Annotated in this window: 16 protein-coding genes; 3 read left to right on the top strand and 13 right to left on the bottom strand. The window is 70.0% G+C overall.

Annotated elements, in window-relative coordinates; all coding sequences use genetic code 11:
- Positions 1 to 119: 119 nt before the first annotated feature.
- The 3 genes from GAS53_RS44260 to GAS53_RS44250 form a co-directional block, all read right to left on the bottom strand.
- Positions 120 to 311, bottom strand: coding sequence for an acyl-CoA carboxylase subunit epsilon (locus GAS53_RS44260; RefSeq protein WP_151483442.1), 192 nt, complete (start codon positions 309 to 311; stop codon positions 120 to 122).
- A gap of 60 nt (positions 312 to 371) precedes the next feature.
- Positions 372 to 1,964, bottom strand: a complete 1,593-nt coding sequence (locus GAS53_RS44255; RefSeq protein ID WP_151483441.1) for an acyl-CoA carboxylase subunit beta — start codon at positions 1,962 to 1,964, stop codon at positions 372 to 374.
- Between the two features lie 154 nt (positions 1,965 to 2,118).
- Entirely contained in the window at positions 2,119 to 4,551 is a 2,433-nt protein-coding gene (locus GAS53_RS44250; protein ID WP_225859471.1) for a polysaccharide lyase 8 family protein, read from the bottom strand.
- A 204-nt stretch (positions 4,552 to 4,755) separates the two neighbouring features.
- Here GAS53_RS44250 and GAS53_RS44245 point away from each other — a divergent pair, with 204 nt between their 5' ends.
- The gene (locus GAS53_RS44245) at positions 4,756 to 5,367 is read left to right on the top strand and encodes a YceI family protein (RefSeq protein ID WP_151483440.1); all 612 of its coding nucleotides are present in this window, start codon (positions 4,756 to 4,758) and stop codon (positions 5,365 to 5,367) included.
- Between the two features lie 123 nt (positions 5,368 to 5,490).
- Here GAS53_RS44245 and GAS53_RS44240 read toward each other — a convergent pair whose 3' ends face one another.
- The 3 genes from GAS53_RS44240 to GAS53_RS44230 all read right to left on the bottom strand — a co-directional run bounded on the left by GAS53_RS44240 (position 5,491) and on the right by GAS53_RS44230 (position 8,203).
- On the bottom strand, positions 5,491 to 6,072 hold the full coding sequence (locus GAS53_RS44240) for a YdeI/OmpD-associated family protein (RefSeq protein ID WP_151483439.1): 582 nt from the start codon (positions 6,070 to 6,072) through the stop codon (positions 5,491 to 5,493).
- Between the two features lie 92 nt (positions 6,073 to 6,164).
- Positions 6,165 to 6,923: a class I SAM-dependent methyltransferase gene (locus tag GAS53_RS44235; RefSeq protein ID WP_151483438.1), complete on the bottom strand. Its 759-nt coding sequence runs from the start codon at positions 6,921 to 6,923 to the stop codon at positions 6,165 to 6,167.
- Positions 6,924 to 7,219: 296 nt separating this feature from the next.
- Positions 7,220 to 8,203, bottom strand: coding sequence for a phosphotransferase family protein (locus tag GAS53_RS44230; protein WP_151483437.1), 984 nt, complete (start codon positions 8,201 to 8,203; stop codon positions 7,220 to 7,222).
- 920 nt (positions 8,204 to 9,123) lie between these two features.
- On the opposite strand from GAS53_RS44230, the gene GAS53_RS44220 reads away from it, so the two are divergent.
- Entirely contained in the window at positions 9,124 to 9,621 is a 498-nt protein-coding gene (locus GAS53_RS44220; RefSeq protein WP_151483435.1) for an N-acetyltransferase, read from the top strand.
- Positions 9,622 to 9,973: 352 nt separating this feature from the next.
- Positions 9,974 to 10,756, top strand: a complete 783-nt coding sequence (locus tag GAS53_RS44215) for a serine protease (RefSeq protein ID WP_151483434.1) — start codon at positions 9,974 to 9,976, stop codon at positions 10,754 to 10,756.
- A gap of 90 nt (positions 10,757 to 10,846) precedes the next feature.
- On the opposite strand, the gene GAS53_RS44210 is transcribed toward GAS53_RS44215, so the two are convergent.
- The 7 genes from GAS53_RS44210 to GAS53_RS44180 all read right to left on the bottom strand — a co-directional run bounded on the left by GAS53_RS44210 (position 10,847) and on the right by GAS53_RS44180 (position 19,970).
- Entirely contained in the window at positions 10,847 to 11,278 is a 432-nt protein-coding gene (locus GAS53_RS44210; protein WP_151483433.1) for a group II truncated hemoglobin, read from the bottom strand.
- Between the two features lie 56 nt (positions 11,279 to 11,334).
- Positions 11,335 to 12,666 (bottom strand): hypothetical protein, encoded by a 1,332-nt coding sequence (locus GAS53_RS44205; RefSeq protein ID WP_151483432.1) that lies wholly within the window; start codon positions 12,664 to 12,666, stop codon positions 11,335 to 11,337.
- Between the two features lie 71 nt (positions 12,667 to 12,737).
- Positions 12,738 to 15,197: a glycoside hydrolase family 3 protein gene (locus tag GAS53_RS44200; protein ID WP_151483431.1), complete on the bottom strand. Its 2,460-nt coding sequence runs from the start codon at positions 15,195 to 15,197 to the stop codon at positions 12,738 to 12,740.
- A gap of 329 nt (positions 15,198 to 15,526) precedes the next feature.
- The gene (cimA, locus tag GAS53_RS44195; protein ID WP_151483430.1) at positions 15,527 to 17,167 is read right to left on the bottom strand and encodes a citramalate synthase; all 1,641 of its coding nucleotides are present in this window, start codon (positions 17,165 to 17,167) and stop codon (positions 15,527 to 15,529) included.
- 299 nt (positions 17,168 to 17,466) lie between these two features.
- Positions 17,467 to 18,753 (bottom strand): TolB-like translocation protein, encoded by a 1,287-nt coding sequence (locus GAS53_RS44190; protein ID WP_151483429.1) that lies wholly within the window; start codon positions 18,751 to 18,753, stop codon positions 17,467 to 17,469.
- Between the two features lie 120 nt (positions 18,754 to 18,873).
- Positions 18,874 to 19,422 (bottom strand): TetR/AcrR family transcriptional regulator, encoded by a 549-nt coding sequence (locus GAS53_RS44185; RefSeq protein WP_225859473.1) that lies wholly within the window; start codon positions 19,420 to 19,422, stop codon positions 18,874 to 18,876.
- 53 nt (positions 19,423 to 19,475) lie between these two features.
- The gene (locus GAS53_RS44180; protein ID WP_151483427.1) at positions 19,476 to 19,970 is read right to left on the bottom strand and encodes a hypothetical protein; all 495 of its coding nucleotides are present in this window, start codon (positions 19,968 to 19,970) and stop codon (positions 19,476 to 19,478) included.
- Positions 19,971 to 19,999 lie beyond the last annotated feature (29 nt).

Here is a 19,999-nt window from a genome sequence, read left to right as displayed (position 1 = left end):
CCCCGCGCCCCTTCTAGGGGCGCGGGGAACTGCGCGATCAGCCCCCACCGGCCCGCAGCCGACAAGGCATGCGAAAGGGCCCCCTCCCATAAGAGGGGGCCCTTCGTGAGGCGTGAGGCTCAGCGCCAGCTGTGCGGGGCGCGGAAGCCCGGCTCGCGCTCGAGGCGGCGCCAGCCGGCCTTCGCGCGGCCTCGGTGGGTCGGGGTGGCCGCCGGTGCGGAGGCGGCGCGAGCCAGGAGGATTGCCGTGATGGCGGCTACTTCCTCGGGCTCGGCGTGGCCCTTCTCGACGCGAATATCAGGAATGTCCATAGGTGTCAGTCTCCGTGAGAGAGAGGTCCGCGGGGTTGCCGCGATGGGTCCGCCGAGTTACTACTGGGGCGGGTTTCCGTGCTTGCGGGAAGGCAGGTCCGCGTGCTTCGTGCGCAGCATCGCGAGCGAGCGGATGAGGACCTCGCGGGTCTCCGCGGGGTCGATCACGTCGTCCACCAGGCCGCGTTCGGCCGCGTAGTAGGGGTGCATCAACTCGGCCTTGTACTCCTTGACCATGCGCACCCGCATCGCCTCGGGGTCCTCGGCCTCGGCGATCTGCCGGCGGAAGATGACGTTCGCCGCGCCCTCCGCGCCCATCACCGCGATCTCGTTCGTCGGCCACGCGTACGTGAGGTCCGCGCCGATCGACTGGGAGTCCATGACGATGTAGGCACCTCCGTACGCCTTGCGCAGGATCAGGGAGATCCGCGGCACGGTCGCGTTGCAGTACGCGTACAGCAGCTTCGCCCCGTGGCGGATGATTCCACCGTGCTCCTGGTCGACGCCCGGCAGGAATCCGGGTACGTCCAGAAGAGTGATGATCGGGATGTTGAAAGCATCGCACATCTGGACAAAGCGCGCAGCTTTCTCCGATGCCTCGATGTCCAGGACCCCGGCCAGGCTCTGCGGTTGGTTGGCGACGATGCCGACCACCTGGCCGTCGAGCCGGGCCAGCGCGCAGATGATGTTGCGGGCCCAGCGCTCGTGGACCTCCAGGTAGTCGCCGTCGTCGACGAGTTCCTCGATGACCTTGGCCATGTCGTACGGCCGGTTGCCGTCCGCCGGGACCAGGTCCAGCAGGACGTCCGAGCGGCGGTCCGCCGCGTCCTCGGAGTGGACGACCGGAGGGTTCTCGCGGTTGTTCTGCGGCAGCATCGACAGGAGGTAGCGGACCTCCGCGATGCAGGTCTCCTCGTCGTCGTACGCGAAGTGCGCCACGCCGCTGGTCTCGGCGTGCACGTCGGCGCCGCCCAGGCCGTTCTGGGTGATCTCCTCGCCGGTCACCGCCTTGACCACGTCCGGTCCGGTGATGAACATCTGCGATGTCTCACGGACCATGAACACGAAGTCCGTCAGCGCCGGGCTGTAGGCCGCGCCGCCCGCGCACGGGCCGAGCATCACGCTGATCTGCGGGATGACCCCGGAGGCGCGGGTGTTGCGCTGGAAGATGCCGCCGTACCCGGCCAGCGCGGACACGCCCTCCTGGATCCGGGCGCCCGCCCCGTCGTTGAGTGACACCAGCGGCGCCCCGGCCGCGATGGCCATGTCCATGATCTTGTGGATCTTCGTGGCGTGGGCCTCGCCCAGCGCGCCGCCGAAGATCCGGAAGTCGTGCGCGTACACGAAGACCGTGCGGCCCTCCACCGTGCCCCAGCCGGTGATCACGCCATCGGTGTACGGCTTCTTCGCCTCCAGGCCGAAGCCGGTCGCCCGGTGCCGCCGCAGCTGCTCGACCTCGTTGAACGAACCGGCGTCCACCAGGAGCTCGATCCGCTCCCGCGAGGTCAGCTTGCCCTTGGCGTGCTGCGCCGCGGTCGCCTTGTCGCTGGGTCCGCGAAGAGCCTCCGCACGGATCGAGTGCAGTTCGGCCACACGCCCGCGGGCGTCGGCGGGTTCGCCGGCCGAGGATCCGGTCTCGTCCAAAACGGTCATGTAGCGACCTTACGAAGTCCACCAAGGAAAGCGGGCCGTCGACTCCGTACAGTCTCCGGCCCGTTTTACTGGTACCCCTGAACAGAACCCCGACGGCATGCAGGCGATCTGACTGCTCAGAGGGCGTGTGGCTTGTAGAGGTCAGACAAAGCCGTCAGCTGAGAGCCACCTCACATTCGCGCGTGGCGCATGCCGTCCCCGGAGTGACGCGCAGTCTCAGCCGGCGTCCGGTGGCGAGCACCTCGACGGCCGGATCGGCCCGCACGACCCGGCGTACGGGGTGGTCCCAGACGATCTCCAGGGGCTCCCCGGTACGCGGGGGTTCGCTCACGCAGAGGGTAGCGGTGCGGCCGCGGCGGCGTACGAGCACGCTCGCGGGGGCCGAGGCGGTGAGCGGGCCCGCCGTTCCCGCCTGCCAGAAGTTGGCGGCGGTCAGGCCGAGGGGCGGCACGGACACGGCCTGGCAGGCGGGGTCGTTGGCGAGGACCGACAGCCGGCGGCGGTCGGCGGCGCGGGCGGCGACCGTGCCGCGCGAGGCGCCGGGCAGGACGACGTACGCGTACGAGGCGTCCGCCGGGTCCGTGCCGTGGTCGAGCCAGAGCGTCTGCCAGCGGCGGGTCCGGCGTTCGGTGGTGCTGGTGGTGTTGATGTCGGACCAGGCACCGGTGCGGTCCTCGCGGAGGGTGTGCAGGTCGTGTCGGTCCAGGAGGACCCAGCCGCCGTGGCCTTCGAGGTGGGCCCACCCGGGACCTCGTACGAAGGTCTGGGTGCCGCCCTCCCCCAGGTTGCGGTTGTCCACGATCGTCTCGACGGGGACGCCGTCCGTGGCCGTGATCCCCGCGCCGAGGCAGACGATCGCGTCCGCGAGGCAGAACCACGACTTGCGGACCTCCAGGGTCGACCCGAGCCCCTTCAGGTGCTGCCCGATCGCCGCGAACTCCCCGTCCGTCGTGCCGCCGACCCACCGCACGGCGGGCTTGGGCTCGCCCCATTCGCCGCCTGCTTTGTCGGCAAGTCGCTTGGTGGACACGGTCGTTCCGGGCAGCCGGTACCAGTCGACGGTCGGCCAGAACCAGTCTGTGTACTGGTCGGACCGGTCGGACCGGTCGGACCGCTCAGCCCGCGCGGCCCACCAGTAGAGCATTCCGGCACCCGTGTGCCAGCCGCGCGGGTTCTCGCCGTTGCCGCACTCGTAGTATGCGATCCGGTCGCTTGCCATCGCGATGTTGGCGGTGAAGCCGGGACGGCGGTGGACGGCCCGGTCCATGGCGGCGAAGAGACGGTGGCCGACCGGCTCGGGCGCGGGCGCGACCGGCGAGTCGGCGACCGCGTGCAGCCGGGCCAGATCGGCGACGCCGAACTGACGGCCCGTCAAGATCGGTGTGACCGTGTCCCGTTCGATCCAGCCCTTGATCCGCCCGTACCAGCGTTCGCGCTCCGCCGCGCTCGCGCCCTGGGCGAGGAGGGCGATCGCGGCGATGATCGCCTGGCCGTGGAAGTGGTCGCTGCGCATGACCTGCCGGTCGTCGCTCTTGAGGTAACCCCGGCTGATGGCACGCCCGTTGACGCTGTCCATCATCAGCCCGTCGTGGATCAGGGGCGCGTAGGCACCTTCCACGCTGTCCAGGATGATCCGCTTGTTCGGGTCGGTCACCTCCCAGTCCGACCCGGCCAGCAGCGCGAAGAGGCGGCCGAGTCCGTCGAGCAGGACCTGCCCGTACGTCCCCGAGTACGGGACCCAGGTGTGCTGGACGAACGACCCGTCGGCGTAGAGCCCGTCCCCCTTCGTGACGTACGGGAAGACCGGCGAGAGCGCGTCCCGGGCGAGCGTGAGCTTCTCCGGGGCGCGGCCGAGGATGCCGCGCAGGGCGACGGAGCGGCACAGGTCGACACGGTTGGCGCCGGTCGACGTCCCCGAGTAGTCGCGGAGCATGGCGTCGGGGATGAAGTGGTCGACGGCGGCGCACGCGGCGGCGACCTGGGCGTCCGTGAGCTCGTCGTGGAGGGTGGCCACGATGTCCATGAGGAGCCGGGGGCTGCCGATCTGCCATTCCCACCAGTTGCCGTAGCGGGTGGTGGAGGGGTTGTAGACGGTGGCCGAGAGGTGGTCGAGGCCGCGGAGGATGTCCGCGCGGAGGGTCGCGTCGCCGGTGGAGCCGGTGCCCTCTTGTACGTACGCCTGCGTCATCGTCCACAGCCGGCTGTAGCTCTGGGTGATGCCGGACGGGGGGTCGTACGGGTGGCCCGGCCAGAGCGAGGTGCTGGTCGGGGTCATGGTCTGCCGGAAGCCGCGGGCCAGTTCTCCGGTCTCGGCGAGGCGGGCGGCGTACGGCTCGGCGGCCGGGTCGTAGCCGGTGCCGAGGGCGATGTCGAGCCAGCGACGTCGGAGGAGGTCGTACGCGTCGTCCACGTACCTCTCGACGCCCTCTCTCTCGACGCCTCCCCTCTCTACACCTTCTCTCTCCACGTCTCCCCTTTCCCTCTCCACGTCTTCGTCGGCGGCGGCGTACGCGGAGGAGGTGGGCGTGAGCAGCGGGCTCGCCGTGAGCGCCGCTGCCAGCAGGACCGTACGGCGGGTGGGAGTCATGGCAGGCGATGGTGCCCGAGGAGCCGCGTGCTCACCAGAGGGGCAACGGGTGATCTTAGGTGTAGACCAATGACAACTGGGCGTAACCGACCCAACACGGCACGCCCTTTGTTGAAATCCGTACGGAATAGGTCTACGGTCAATGCCGTTGAAGGTTCAACAGCTTCGGCGCAAGGCCGGGGCTCGTCCCCCAAGGAGCTAGTCATGAGTCTCTTCGGCCGCAAGGACACGACCGACACCACCACCGCGGCGCCCGCCGCCGTGAACCCCGAGCTGGCCGCCCTCACCGGCGAGTACACGATCGACCCGTCCCACTCGACGATCGGCTTCGTCGCCCGGCACGCCATGGTGACGAACGTCAAGGGCGCTTTCCTGGACTTCACCGGCAGCCTGCACCTCGACGGCTCCGACCCGTCTCAGTCGACCGCGTCCATCGACGTCAAGATGGACAGCATCAGCACCGGTTCCGCCGACCGTGACGGTCACCTGAAGAGCGCGGACTTCTTCAAGACGGACGAGTTCCCGACGATGACGTTCCGTTCCACCAAGGCGGAGGCCCTGGGCGGCGACGACTACCGGATCACCGGCGACCTTTCCATCCTCGGCGTCACCAAGCCGCTCTCCATCGAGCTGGAGTTCAACGGCTCCGCGAAGGACCCGTTCGGCAACGAGCGCGTCGGCTTCGAGGGCAAGGCGGAGATCCTGCGCTCCGAGTGGGGTCTGACGTGGAACGCGGCGCTGGAGACGGGCGGGGTGCTCGTCTCCGACAAGATCAAGCTGAACTTCGACATTTCGGCGATCAAGAACGCTGCCTGAGCCCGCGGCTTCCGCAGGCATCCTGAGCGCGCCCGTCGTCCGGCTCCTTGTGAGCGGGGGGCGGGCGCTCGGGTGTACGGGGTCTCCAGCACGTCACCGAGGCCGTCCCACGAGCGGATTACCTCACCCGCGGTCCGCCCCCGACTCCAGCCCGCCGATCGCCTTCTCCAGCCGGGCGGCCCGGACCTCAGGGGTCCTGGCCTTCAGCAGGCCCAGGATGACGAGGTACCGGTCCGTCCGGCCGAGCCCCTCGAAGACGGCCTTCGCGCGGGGGCTGCGGTCCAGTGCGGCGGTCAGGTCGTCCGGGACCGTGGCGTTGCGCTGCGACTCGTACGCGGCGTCCCACCGGCCGTCCGCCTTGGCGGCCTCGACCTCGGCGAGCCCCCGGGGCCGCATCCGGCCGGCTGCGGTGAGGGCCTCGACCTTGCGCACGTTGACCATCGACCAGAGACTGCCCGGCCTGCGCGGGGTGTACTTCTGCAGGTAGTACGACTCGTCGAGGCCCCGACGCTGACCGTCGATCCAGCCGTGGCAGAGGGCCACGTCGAGCGCCTCCGCCACGGTGACGGACGCCTGGCCGGACCCCTTCTTGGCGATCTTCAGCCAGACACCGCTCCGGAGCCCGGAGTGGGCGGACAGCCAGGCCTCCAGCTGCGTCGCGTCTTCGAAGGCCTTGATTCCCACACCATCAAGCGTGTTGTCCATGGGGACACCGTAGAAGGCATATAGGACAGATTTTGACCTACTGAACGGAACGGGCCGGGCTGAAGGCGGATGCGCTGCGGTTCCGGTTCCGGTCAGGCCTGAGTGGTGGCTGATCGTACGACGGTGAGGCCGCACCGGTACGGCTCGTCGAGTTCGCCGTCGGGGAAGAGCCGCGCCAGTGCGGTGTGGTTCGCGTCGAGGAGTTCGGCCCGCTCGACGGGGTCCATGATCACGAAGTGCGAGTGGGTGCCGAGGTTGCGGGTGTGCTCCTCGACGGTGATCCGGCGCGACCACGTGATCTCGCGGGTGGACACCCGAACCGGAAACGGGGCGAACAGCTCGGCCACAGTCGTCGGGAAGCCGCGGGTGAAGGGGGCGAGCCGGTCCTCCTCGGCCGCGACCCACGCGACGCGGACGTCGGCCTGGTTCCACCACAGGGCCAGCACGCCGTGCGGACGCAGCACGCGCAGCGCCTCGGGGACGGAGCGGGCCGGGTCGGTCCAGTGCCAGGCCTGGGCGTAGGTGATCACGTCGAAGCTGCCGGCGGCGAAGGGCAGGCGGTTCCCCTCGCCTCGCACCAGCGGGACCTCCGGCTCGGCCCGGCGCAGCTCTGCGGCCATCCCGGCGCCCGGCTCCAGGGCCACGACGCGGGCGCCGCGCTCGCGCAGCAGCCGGGTGGCGATACCGGTGCCGGCCCCGCAGTCCAGCACGTCGGCGTCGGCCAGCGCTCGGCCGGCGAGCTCCTCCACGGCGTCGAAGAGGGCCGGAGGATAGCCCGGGCGGGCGGCAGCGTACTGCGTGGCAACAGTGTCGAAGGACAGGGCGCGGGGCTGGTTCGCGTGGGATGCCATGCCGGCGATCTTTCCGGGCAGAGGCGGGAGTTGCCAGCGGTGCACGGCGGAATCGGCGTCCAACGCGTGCGATTGCGATTGATCGGGCCCTGGTGTCGACGACGGCGCGCAGTGACTCGCCATGCCAGTGGCGATGACGATGACGATGCCAAGTCGAGGTCGATGAAGCGTCCATCCACGCGCGAAGGGCCTCACGCGGTGGCATGGCTGCCAGGAGATCGGGTCGGCGTCGCCGGCCTGGGGGCGGTTCTGAGAGACCATCAGGCAGCCCTTCCCATCACTCGACTGGCATGCGGTCAGCCGTAGTGGTCGAAGAGCTCCATGAGGTAGTCCTCCAAACGGTGGGTGAGGACGGCGGAGGTCGGGTCGTGCCGTCCGAGTTCCCGCCAGGGCACGGCGACCTTCTCTGCGTCCGGTGCGAAGGCCAGCGCATCCAACAAGCGCCAGTACAGGTGAGTTGTCGGGTCCTGGCTCAGGACGCCCCCGGCTGCGAGATAGTCATCTGCCAGCCGCATCCCGGCGTGAGCACCGTGGAGCAGGGCGAGCGCGGTGGCGCAGTGGGCCACGTCCAGGTCGGGTGGGCCCCAGGAGGTTTCCACCCAGTCCACGACGCCGGTGATCACCAGGTCGGCGCCACGGCCTGTGAAAAGCACATTGCCGGGGTGGAAGTCGCGGTGCAGGAAACAAGGCCGGTACGGCGGGGGCGGGCGGCGGATGACGTCCACGGCGCGTCGCCACAACTCAGGCCGCTGTGTTGTCTCGGGTAACTGGACCCGTTCGGGCGCGGTCCAGGCCTGGTACGTCCGCGGGCGGGCCTGCGCCGGCACGAGCAGCCCGTGAATGCCGACCAGTTGCCGAGCGAGCAACTCGGTCCTCTGCTCGACGTCCTCCTCGCCCAGCCGCACGCTGCCGGGCAACAACGACATCAGCAGTGAGGGGTGGTCGCAGTGCTCCGCCCGCTCATCCACACCATGAAGGCCGGCTGCAGGCACACACGTGTTCGCGAGCAGGCGCAGCACGTCGGCTTCCCGGGTGAGCAACCCCTGCGCGTGCTTCACGAAGAAGGGCTTGACGAAAGACCGCAGGACGAGCGAGTACGGCTCGCCGTTCCCCTCGATATCGAGGCGCCGCATCTGCGATGTCCACCCGCCTCGCAGCGGGACAACGGCACGTATGCGATCTCCCTCGCGCAACCCCTTCTCCACCCACGCGCGGGTGTTGGACCACCTCTGATCGTCGAGGCCGGCACCAGCGACGTCCGCGCTCCCACCCTCAGCCATGGGGGAAGCCTACTGATCACTTGGATTCCGCAGGCGCGACCTTCAAGAACACCCGCTCAACGGCATCTTCCAGGGACTCACCACGCCCGCGCTGCGCGGCATCGTCCCGAATCCGGCGGCGGAACACGGCTTCCTGCAGGCCGGCTCCCGCCTCGGCAACGGCCCCGATGCATGGTCGGCCTTGTTGGCCCGGCAGACGGCGACCACATCGGCTTTCGCGGGACTACGTTCCACAGCTCGGTGACCGGCAAGGAAGAGCATCGCCACTACTTCGGGCCTGCCCGACTGCCACGATGGCGCTGCCCGCCGCTCCATCGAATTCACCGGTCGCGAGATGCACGTGCCGTGAGTGGCGTGAGCCGACGGAGGCAGAGTCGGAGACGGGCCGGCTCGGTGGCTCCGGCATCATGGATCGTATGAGCGGCTACAGCGCGTACGAATGGGTCGTCGTCGCCTCGTACGAGAACGTGTCCGGGCGCCCCAACCCCCTTGCCGCCGTGCGCGGTTGACTGCGCGAACGCGGCATCGACTGGATGCCGTTCGACGTGCCCGGCGAGGTGCGGTGGGATCACTTGTGCGGGCGAGGGGACGACGGGCGCCCGCGCGGATGGATCACGGTGTACGTGGCAGCGGGCGCCCTGCGTCGGCTCGGGCTGCATCCCGGTCAGGCGACCGCCCAGGTCGACGGGGTCTCGCCGCCCGGCTGGTGGCATGCCGCCGGTGAGCGATATGCCTGTGGGAGAGGGGCGGGAGAGGTGCCTTCTCCGACTCCGGGAAGTAGCAGGTACGGCTTCGGGAAGTAGCGGATACCGCTCCGGGAAGGAGCAGGTACGGCTCCCAGGAAGGCGGATATACGGCTCCGGGGGACGCGTCGCGAATAATCCCATGCGGGGCGGCCGACAGGCCGTTAGCCTCCGGCCATGACTTGGCTGCCCGCTGACTTCGTACATCCGCTGCGCGTCGACGTGCCCGGTGGGCATCATCTGCGTCCGATCACCGGGGCGGACGCGCCCATCGACTACCCGGCCGTCATGGGGTCGCGGGAGCGGTTGTGGTCCATTTTCGGGGAGGCCTGGGGATGGCCCGCCGACACGATCACGTACGAGGCGAACCGGGAGGATCTGGAGCGGCACGAGGCTGAGATCGCGGCTCACGAGTCCTTCAACTACGTGTTGTTCGATGAGGCGGAGACGGCCGAGTACGGGTGTGTCTATATCGATCCGCCGGAGAAGGCAGGCGCCGATGCCGAGATCTCCTGGTGGGTGGTGGACGGGAAGGTGGGGAGCACGTTGGAGCGGGACCTTGACGCGCTCGTGCCGCGGTGGATCGGGGAGGCATGGCCCTTCGAGCGGCCGCGGTTCATCGGGCGGGATCTGTCGTGGAAGGAGTGGCTTGCTCTGCCGGATCTGGCGGACTGAACTCCGGTGCCGACCATGCCAGTTACGCGTCACGCACCCTGAGGGCTGTCCGATCCGGAGGTCGCCAGGCGCCTCCATGTGGCCTGACCCGGAGCCGACCGGTCCCGACAGGACCGGCCGGGACCCACCGTGACCCACCGGGACCCGACCGAACCTGACCGGATAGGTGCGGCCGGTTTTCGCCCCTTGTGGCGGCGCTCATGGCGTTCTCATAATCCCTCAACAGAAATTGACCAGCTCATGCCAGCTATCACGCGATCTTTTGCCGCATGATTTGGCATGTTCCTGCCATTTCTGTCGTTCGGTTCGGTTCCACCAGCTCGTATGTCAACCCCCCACGGAAGGCATCACGTTGAAGAACCTCCTCAAGGCGCTCAAGAGATGCGCGGTCGCCGGCGCCGCCGCCCTCGCGGTCATCAGCCTTCAGCCCGTCTCCGCCGCGACGGCCGCCCCCGCGCCCGTCGTCGGCGGAACCCGCGCCGCGCAGGGCGAGTTCCCGTTCATGGTCCGGCTCTCCATGGGCTGTGGCGGCGCGCTCTACACCCAGCAGATCGTGCTCACCGCCGCGCACTGTGTGAGCGGCTCCGGCAACAACACGAGCATCACCGCCACCGCCGGTGTCGTGGACCTGCAGTCCACCAGCGGCCGGGTCCAGGTGCGCTCCACCAAGGTCCTGCAGGCTCCCGGCTACAACGGCACCGGCAAGGACTGGGCGCTCATCAAGCTCGCCCAGCCCATCAACCTGCCGACGCTGAAGATCGCCACCACCTCGCAGTACAACACCGGTGACTTCACGGTCGCCGGCTGGGGTGCGGCCCGCGAGGGCGGTGCTCAGCAGCGCTACATGCTGAAGGCCACCGTGCCGTTCGTCAGCGACGCCGTCTGCCGGTCCTACGACCAGTACGAGGGTCTCGTCTCCAGCGAGGAGATCTGCGCCGGCTTCGAGGAAGGCGGCGTCGACACCTGCCAGGGCGACTCCGGCGGCCCGATGTTCCGCAAGGACAACGCCGGCGCCTGGGTCCAGGTCGGCATCGTCAGCTGGGGCATAGGCTGCGCCCGCCCCGACGCCCCCGGCGTCTACACCGAGGTCTCGACGTTCGCCTCGGCCATCGCCTCGGCCGCGTCGACTCTCTGACGCCTGCCTCGTCTCTCGTACGACGTCCACGGGCCCGGCGCTGCCCAGCGCCGGGCCCGTGCCCGCGTCCGTATCCCCGTCGCAGCCGAACTACCAGTCCCAGTGCGGGACTTCGCGCAACGGATGCAGCTCCTCGTCCGTCTCCGCCAGGGAGTTCCGCTGCGCGACCCCCGCCCCGAACTCGACGTGCGAGCGCACGGCCGCGCGGAACGGCTCGTCGTCCGGCAGTCCCGCCGCGTCGAGGGATTCGAGATAGACCAGTACGAAGCGGTCGCGCTGTTCGTCGGTGATACGGAGCCCGCGGTGCACGTCGATGATGTGCGCGAAGCCGAGTTCGCGGGTGAAGCGGTCCGGGCCGCCGAAGGACTCGGCCGTGAACCAGGTCAGACGGTCGACGTGGTGGGGTTCACGGCGTGGGAAGACCTCGCGCAGTACAGGGTCCGCGAGCGCCTTCGTGTAGAAGATCTCCTCCAGGCGGTGCAGGGCCTCTTCCCCACCCGCGTGTTCGTAGAGACTCGTCACGCCTCACATCCTCGGCCGGTGGCTCCCGTTCCGCCAAGGCCCGGAAGCCGCCTCCCTCAGAAGCCGCCGCCGAAGTCCCCGCCGCCTCCGAAGTCGCCGCCACCGAAGCCGCCGCCGAAGTCACCGGAGTCGAAGTCGGCGCCGGACACGTCGCCGCCCTCGTAGCCTCCGCCGCCGAAGTTCCCGTACCCGGAGCCGTAGTCGGCCGCGTACGACGGGCTGGCCATCATGGAGCCGAGCATCGTGCCGATGAGGAGGCCGGGCAGGATGCCGCCGCCGAAGTAGCCGCCGGCCCAGGGGCCGTAGGCCGGGCCGGCCTCCCAGTAGGGGCGGCGGCCGGTTTCCGTGTCGACCTCGCGGACGGCGGGGTCGTGGCCCTCGGCCAGCCTGACCTGGTCGGCGGCGCAGACCGGCACGTCGCGGGGTGCCCCGCCCCCGGGCGTCCAGGTGGCGTCGGCGACCGAAGGACCGTGGCGCGGATCGAAGAAGCAGGGGGCCCGGCGCTCGGGAACGGGCCGGCCCTCGCGGCGCGCGGCGAGCACGGCGAGCGAGAAGCGCCCGTCCTCCAGGGACTGGGTGACGGCGCGCACCTCCTCGGGGCGTGTGGCCGCCGCCATGAAGGACTTCGCCTTGTCGTACGCGTCGAGGGCACGCTCGTAGTCGGCGCGCATCGCGTCGTCCGCGCCCGCCTCCGCGGGGTGGAAGTCGAGCCGGTCGAGCTCCTCGCCGAAGGCGGTGATGTCCTCGTCCACGACGACGCGGAGCTTCTCCAGCGCCTCCCGCTGCTCCTCCTCGTGCTTGCGGCGGTTGCGGCGGACCAGGGTGTACGCGCCCGCGCCGCCTGCCACGACCGCCGCGCCGACGCCGATCAGCGCACCGGTCGGGACGCTGTCGTCGCCCTCGCTCCAGCCGCTGGGCGCGGAGCCGCCGACGTTGGCGAGAGCCCGGTCGGTGAAGTTGCTGAGCTGGGTCTTCGTGTCCTCGCCCCGGACGCTGGTGACGAGGTTCTTGACGCCGTCCTCCGGCAGGACCGTGGAGTCGGCCTTCGCGTCGAACTCGTCACCGAGCCGGATCGCGTAGAGACCCGTGATGCCGGTCGCGGTGCGGAGGTTCTGGAAGAGGTCCTGCTTCGGGAAGTCCGCCGGCAGCACGGCGACGAAGACGGGCTTGTCCGCCTTCTCGATCTTCTCGGCGAGGGCGTCGGCGTCGGCTTCCGGCAGTTGCCCGGACACGGACGGGTCGACGTACACGGGGCTCTTCTTCAGGGCGTCCGCGACCGTCGAGACGTCCGTGGCCGCGTGCGCGCCGGTGGCCCCGACGGTCAGCACCGCCAGGGCCGCGAACGCGATCAGGAGTACGGAGAGTCCTCGGGTCAGTACGGCCTTCATACCTTCGAAGCTACTCCTGGGCGCCCGAAAACGTACCTCGTGACTGGTGGGCAGCCGTGCCTGGTGCGCGGTCAGGCGGCCCGGTAGGCCGCCGTCAGCTTCGCCACCGCCGCCCCGTACCGTCCGGTGAGCAGCAGATGGTCGGCGTCGGCGAAGGGCTTCGCGACCGCCGCCGTGATCTTCTGCCCCGCCTTCTGCTGGACGATCAGCCGCGCCTTGGTGACGATCACGCGCCCGGCCTCCTCGGATCCGGTCTTCTCGGCCACGGCGGCCGCGGCGGCGAGGGCCTTGAGTGTTGCCTGACCGCCCTCCGGGACCTTGGTCAGCGTCGTCAGCCCCCATCCGTACGGGAACTGCGGATCGTACGAGGAGTCGCCGACGTTGATCGGCAACTGTGCCTCCGACCTCGGCCAGGTGACAGGGAGCTGCCCGCTGAAGGGCCGCTTCCCGTACAGCACGTCCGCGACGCCGTCGCCTTCCGTGCCCGGCAGCCAGGAGGCGACAAGCGCGTCGATGTCGCCGAGCCGGTCGCCGATGAGCTGCGGCCGTCCGGAAACGATCAGCACCGCGCACTTCATGGCACCGCACACCTTGTCCACGGCGGCCTGGTCGGCTGCGGAGAGCACCATGTCGTGGCCGTTGCCGACATCGCCGACGCCCTCGGCGTACGGGGTCTCGCCGACGACCACGACACCCACGTCATGGCCGTCCGTCGGCGCCGACGCGTCCTTGGAGTAGGTGACATCGCCCCCGGCCCCGCGCATCCCCTCCAGGATCGTCGTCCCGTCCGTGATCTCCCCGGACGAGCCCTGCCAGGTGATGGTCCAGCCGCCGGTCTGGTTGCCGATGTCGTCGGCGTTGGACCCGGCGACGTACACCTTCTGCGACTTCCTCAGCGGCAGCACACCGCCCGCGTTCTTCAGCAGCACCTGGGACTCGGCGGCCGCTTCACGGGCCACGGCCCGGTGCCCGGCCGAGCCGATCGCCGACGCACCGCCCCTGTCGGCGTACGGCTTCTCGAAGAGCCCGAGCCTGAATTTCTGGGTGAGGATGCGGGACACGGCGTCGTCGATCCGCGCCTCGCTGACGCGTCCCGCCTCGGCCTCGGCGATCAGGGTCGAGCGGAAGTCGGCGTACGCGTACGGAACCATGATCATGTCGAGGCCCGCGTTGACCGACGTACGGACGTCGCTCGCGTAGTCGCCGGGAATCTGGTCGATGGCCTGCCAGTCGCTGATCACGAAGCCGTCGAAGCCCATGCGGTCCTTGAGGACGCCGTTGATCATGTCGGCGCGGGCGTGCATCTTCACCGCGCCCCGGCCGTCGCCGATGACGTCGAGGGACGAGAAGGACGGCATGACCGAGCCGACGCCCCGGTCGACGGCCTCCTCGTACGGGGAGAGATGGACCGCATCAAGTTCCTTGCGGGTCACGGTCGTCACGCCCTGGTCGATGGTGTACGTGCCGGTGGTCGACGAGCCGTACGCCGTGCCGCCGTCGCCGACGAAGTGCTTGGCGGTGGCGAGTACCTTGTCGCCCCGCTTCAGGTCCTTGCCGCTTCGGGCACCTTGGAGACCCTGGATGATCGTCTCCATCGACCTCACCAGCGCCGGGTCCTCGCCGAACGACTCGTACGCCCTTCCCCAGCGGTCGTCGCGCGTCACGCACACACAGGGGGCGAAGTCCCAGGGGACGCCGGTGGCCCGGGTCTCGGCGGCGGTCACCGCGCCTGTCTTGTGCGCGAGCCCCGGATCTCTCGACGCGCCGAGGCCGATGTTGTGCGGCATGATCGTGGCGCCGACGAGGTTGTTGTGGCCGTGCACCGCATCCACTCCGTAGATGAGCGGGATCTGCAACCTCGTCGACAGAGCGGCCTGTTGGTACCCGTCGATCATGTCGGCCCACGCCTCGGGAGTGTTCGGCGTGGGCGTGGAGCCGCCGCCGGAGAGGACGGAGCCGAGGGCGTACGCCGTGATGTCGCCCTCGGAGGCGAGGGCGCCGCGTTCGGCCTGCGTCATCTGGCCGGCCTTCTCCTCCAGGGTCATACGGGAGAGGAGGTCCGTGACACGCTTCTCGATCGGTAACTTCGGGTCGAGATAAGGCAGTCCGTGGGCGTTCACGACTATCCGGGGATCCGCGGCGGGTGCCTCGGCTCCCTTGACGGTGAGTTTCAGAGGGACCGTCTCCGCTGTCTCCGCGGAGTCGTCCCGGAGTGTCGGCACGGTGACGGTTCGGGTCGCACCGGACGCCGTGCCCGTGGGGAAGGTGATCTCGCCCTTCACCGGGCCGACGTCGTCGCCGGTGGCCGTGTACGCGACCGTCACGGGCTCGGTGAGTGGGGCGCCGCCCGTGCCTGTGGTGACGGACAGGGACACGCGTGCCGGCGTGCCCTCCGCCACGGGGTGCACGGCGCCGGTCGTGAGCCGTACCTTCGCCTCGCCGGCGGCGGCAGGGGGCGAGGCGAGGGCCGGCAGGCCTGACAAGAGCGACACGGAGACGAGCAGGGCGGTTCTGCGCGGGGCCTTCCGCATGACTATCCCTTCGGCCGGACTGAGGACGCTGGGCTGTCAACTCTCGTACTGCTCCGGACATTTGAGTCAGAACGCGAGTCAACTGGCGTCCCAGGGGCCCGTCAAGGGGTCATGTGGGAGGTTTCGCCCCTGCCGAGGGCTGCGCCCCTTTAGGGGCGCGGGGAACTGCGCGACCAGCCACACCCAACCCGCACCCGGCGTCCCACACGCTTGAGCGGGGGTTCGGGGGCCGGCCCCCGACGGGGTCTGGGGCGGAGCCCCAGAAGGATGGGACGGGTAGGGGCGGCGGGGGCGAAAAAGGCCGGCCCAACCGCCCCGGCCGCAGGCGGCTACTGCGCCGGCTCCACCCCGGCCCGCAGCAGCCCGTACGCGTACGCGTCCTCCAGGGCCTGCCAGGAAGCGGCGATCACGTTGTCGGCGACGCCGACCGTGGACCACTCGCCCGTCCCGTCAGAGGTGGAGATCAGGACGCGGGTCGTGGACTGGGTACCGTGCTTGCCCTCCAGGATGCGGACCTTGTAGTCCACCAGCTCCAGCTTGGCGAGCTGGGGGTAGATCTTCTCCAGGGCCACGCGCAGGGCGCGGTCGAGGGCGTTGACCGGGCCGTTGCCCTCGCCCGTGGCGACGATGCGCTCGCCCTTGGCGAAGAGCTTGACCGTGGCCTCGTTGGCGTGGCTGCCGTCGGGGCGGTCCTCGACGATGGCCCGCCAGGACTCCACGTCGAAGTACTTGCGGGCCCTGCCCTCGACCTCTTCGCGCAGCAGGAGTTCGAAGGAGGCGTCGGCGGCCTCGTACGTGTAGCCCTCGAGTTCGCGCTCCTTGACCCGCTCGACGACCCGGCCGACCAGCTCGCGGTCGCCGCCCAGGTCGACGCCGAGCTCCTTGCCCTTGAGCTCGATGGAGGCGCGGCCCGCCATGTCGGAGACCAGCATCCGCATGGTGTTGCCGACCAGCTCCGGGTCGATGTGCTGGTACAGGTCCGGGTCGACCTTGATCGCCGAGGCGTGCAGGCCCGCCTTGTGCGCGAACGCCGAGACACCCACGTACGGCTGGTGCGTGGACGGGGTCAGGTTCACCACCTCGGCGATCGCGTGCGAGATGCGGGTCATCTCGGACAGCGCGCCCTCGGGCAGGACCTTCTTGCCGTACTTGAGCTCCAGGGCGGCGACGACCGGGAACAGGTTGGAGTTGCCGACGCGCTCGCCGTAGCCGTTCGCCGTGCACTGCACGTGGGTCGCGCCCGCGTCCACCGCGGCGAGGGTGTTCGCGACCGCGCAGCCCGTGTCGTCCTGGGCGTGGATGCCCAGGCGCGCGCCGGTGTCGGCGAGGACGGTCGCGACCACGGCCTGGACCTGGGCGGGCAGCATGCCGCCGTTCGTGTCGCACAGGACCACCACGTCGGCGCCGGCCTCCGAGGCGGCCCGGACGACGGCCTTCGCGTACTCGGGGTTCGCGCGGTAGCCGTCGAAGAAGTGCTCGCAGTCGACGAAGACCCGGCGGCCCTGCGCGACCAGGTGGGAGACGGTGTCGCGGACCATCTCCAGGTTCTCGTCGAGGGTCGTGCGCAGCGCCAGCTCCACGTGCCGGTCGTGGGACTTGGCGACCAGCGTGACGACGGGAGCGCCGGAGTCGACGAGCGCCTTGACCTGCGGGTCCTCGCTCGCCTTGCCGCCGGCCCGGCGCGTGGCGCCGAAGGCGACGAGCTGGGCGTGCTTGAAGTCGATCTCCTGCTGCGCGCGGGCGAAGAACTCCGTGTCCCGCGGGTTGGCGCCGGGCCAGCCGCCCTCGATGAAGCCCACGCCGAAGTCGTCCAGGTGCCGCGCGATGGCCAGCTTGTCCGCGACGGTGAGGTTGATCCCCTCACGCTGCGCACCGTCGCGCAGCGTCGTGTCGAAGACGTGGAAATCGTCGTCGACGCGGGAAGGGCCGCGACGGGAGGGGTCGCGATTCTCGTCGGTTGCGTCCGTCATCTCTAGTGGCTCCTGTATCGGATTCGGTCTACCGGAATGACCGGCTCCACCGTCCATGATCCCTCGCGCTCCGGTTCCGGCTGAAGGTGGGCCAGGAAACAGAAAAACCTCTCGCGGGTGCGAGAGGTCTGCGCGCGGGTCGAGGACGACGGTGTCCGCCCGTACGTGGTCGTACGGTGCGGTCACTGCGGACCGGCGCGCCTGCTGCCAATAATCATGGCGAACGAGAGCACGGGGGCAGTCTGGCACAGCACCGCCCCCGTGCTCACGGGTGTCTCAGTATGTGAACGTCGTGTCACTCAGCGCAGGCGACGGACGAAGCCGTCGTAGTGACCGTTGGTGTCGTCCGGGACGAGCTGGGCGGAGTAGCTGCCGAGGCCGATGCGCCGGGCTCCCGCACTCACCGAGTAGACCGCCACGTCGGCGTCCGTGGCGGGCTCGCCCGCGACGGTCTCGCTGACCAGACGGGTGCCGCCGGTGCGCAGGTCGCGGAGGTAGACGTTGGCCGGCCCGAACCGCCCGTCCGCCAGACGCGGTTCCGCCCGATAGGCCACGTACCGGCCGTCCGGGCTGAGCCGAGGTTCACTCACCCGGTTCTCACCGGCGGGACCGGCGTTGACGCGCCGGGTGACGTCCTTGCGCAGATCGCGGACATAGACGGTGGAGGCGGTGCCGGGGGTTTCACCCGGGACCAGCTCCTCGTCACCCCAGTACTCGAAGGCGATGGTCCGGCCGTCCGCGGAGAACGAGGCGGGCATCGCGTACCGCTCCGCCGGGGTGCCGTCCGCCTTGACGTTGACCTGTTCCTCAGTGCCGGTTCGGCGGTCGTGCACCCACGTGCGACCGTTTGAGCTGCGCGGCACCAGTTGCGTGTACGCCACATAGCGGCCGTCGTCGCTCAGGCCCTGCAGGAGCGACGGGTTGTCCGGGCGGTCCCGGTTGCTGATCCGCTCCACGGTGCCGGTGCGGCGATCGAACAGGTACACGATCCCGAAGAGGTCACCCGGGTCGTTCTCCATCCGGTCGGCCTTGGCGTTGAAGGCGATGTAGCGGGCGTTCGGCGACATCGTGGCGTGGGCCGTGAAGGCGGAACCCCCGTCGATGGCGACACTGATCCGCTCCGTGGTGCCGGTGCGGCGGTCGTGCAGGTAGATGTCCTCGGCCGCGCCGTTCGTGGGCGGGTTGTCCCAGTGGACCAGGTTCCTGGCGTTGGAGCTGAACAGGACGTACCGTCCGTCCGCGCTGATGGCCTGCGCGGAGGACTCGCCGCCGTCGGCCTGAGCGCCGTCCGAACTGACGCTGACCCGCTCGACCGTCCCCTTGCGCAGGTCGCGCACGAAGACGTCCGAGTTCCCATTGGTGTCGCCGGCCACCAGATTGGTCGCGCGCGCCGTGAAGACCGCGTAGCGGCCGTCGGCGCTGAACTGCGGTCCGTACGAGTTCCCGTCGCCCTGCTCCCCCGTCGCCGACAGTGTGATCCGCTCGGTCTCCGGCTCGGGCGCCGCGGCCGCCGACGTCGTCACTCCCGCCGCTAACATCGCCCCCGCGATCACCGCGACGGACGCCCCCCGCATGGTCCTGCGCATGCTTCCCCCTGTTTCCCCGTGAGCGCTTGATCCCCGGCCCTTCGCCGAGGGCTCACCCGATGCAAACGCACCACCTGGCACAGGTCAATCGGTCGGATTGCGTACAACCTGGACGGGGTCTCAGACGTCCGAGGGAGTGAGTGACTCGTCGAGGAACTCCCGTACGTGGGACAGGACCTGGTCCCGTGCCGTGCCGCGCAGGCCGATCGCCACGTGGATGGAGAAGCCGTCGAGGAGGGCGCGCAGGCGGGCCGCGAAACGGTCCGGGTCGACCGGGCGGAACTCGCCGTGCGAGATGCCCTCCGCGAGCAGGGCGACGAGGTCGCGGTGCCACGCGCCCTCGATGGCGGCCTGGCGTTCGCGGGCGTCCTCGTCGGCGTTCTGCGAGCGGTTCCAGACCTCCAGCCAGAGCGTCCAGTGCGGGTCGCGGTGGCCGTCGGGAACGTACAGGTCGACGTACGCGTCGAGGCGCTCGCGCGCCGGAGCCGCCCGCATGAGCAGCCTTCCACGCTCGACGCCGAGCCGCCCCTCGCTCCACTCCAGGGTGCGCAGCAGCAGCTCGTCCTTGGAGCGGAAGTAATAGAGGAGGTGGCCGCTGCTCATTCCGACCTCGCGGCCGAGCGCCGCCATGGTGAGTTTCTCCAGACCGCGTTCGGCGATCATGTCCATGGCCGCGGCCAGGACGTCCTCACGGGGCGGGGCGGTGTTGCGCCGACGGGTCGTCACGCGGCTGCCTCCACGCGAACGGCCTCCGGGACGAGCCGGGTCTCGTAGCCGCCCGAGCAGTCACTGGCCTCGATGGCGACTTCGGCGCCGCAGGAGCAGACGCGGTTGACTCCGTTGTAGGGACTCGCGCCGCAGCAGCCGCCCCAGCGGGACGTGTCGGGGTGAAAGTCGAGGTCCACGACGTCGAGCGGGTGCAGGACGTACGTGCCGCGCGGCCCGGTGGAGACGAGTGAGCCCCGCTCGTCGGACATCCACATCCCGCCGGGCACGATCCCGTCGTACGCGTCCTCGTCACCGTCATACGGCTCGAACGGCGCCCCGAAGGGCAGCGGATCGACCACGTACGTGCCGCGCGGGACGCTCGCCGGACCGTGCCGCCGCCCCTCCGCGTCGGGTCTGCCGTCCCAGCCCGGGTACTCGGGCATCTCGTCGAGCTGCCGGACGGGCTCGGTCAGCCGCCGCCCGCAGGCGGCGCAGAGCAGTACGTTCACCCGTACGTTCTACCTGACCTGCGCCGCTC

Origin of the sequence: Streptomyces albicerus (genome assembly GCF_008905045.1) — a bacterium.
GTDB classification, from domain to species: Bacteria; Actinomycetota; Actinomycetes; order Streptomycetales; family Streptomycetaceae; genus Streptomyces; species Streptomyces albicerus.
Note: the sequence above shows the minus strand (reverse complement) of the source record. Positions and strands in the feature narration are given on the sequence as shown.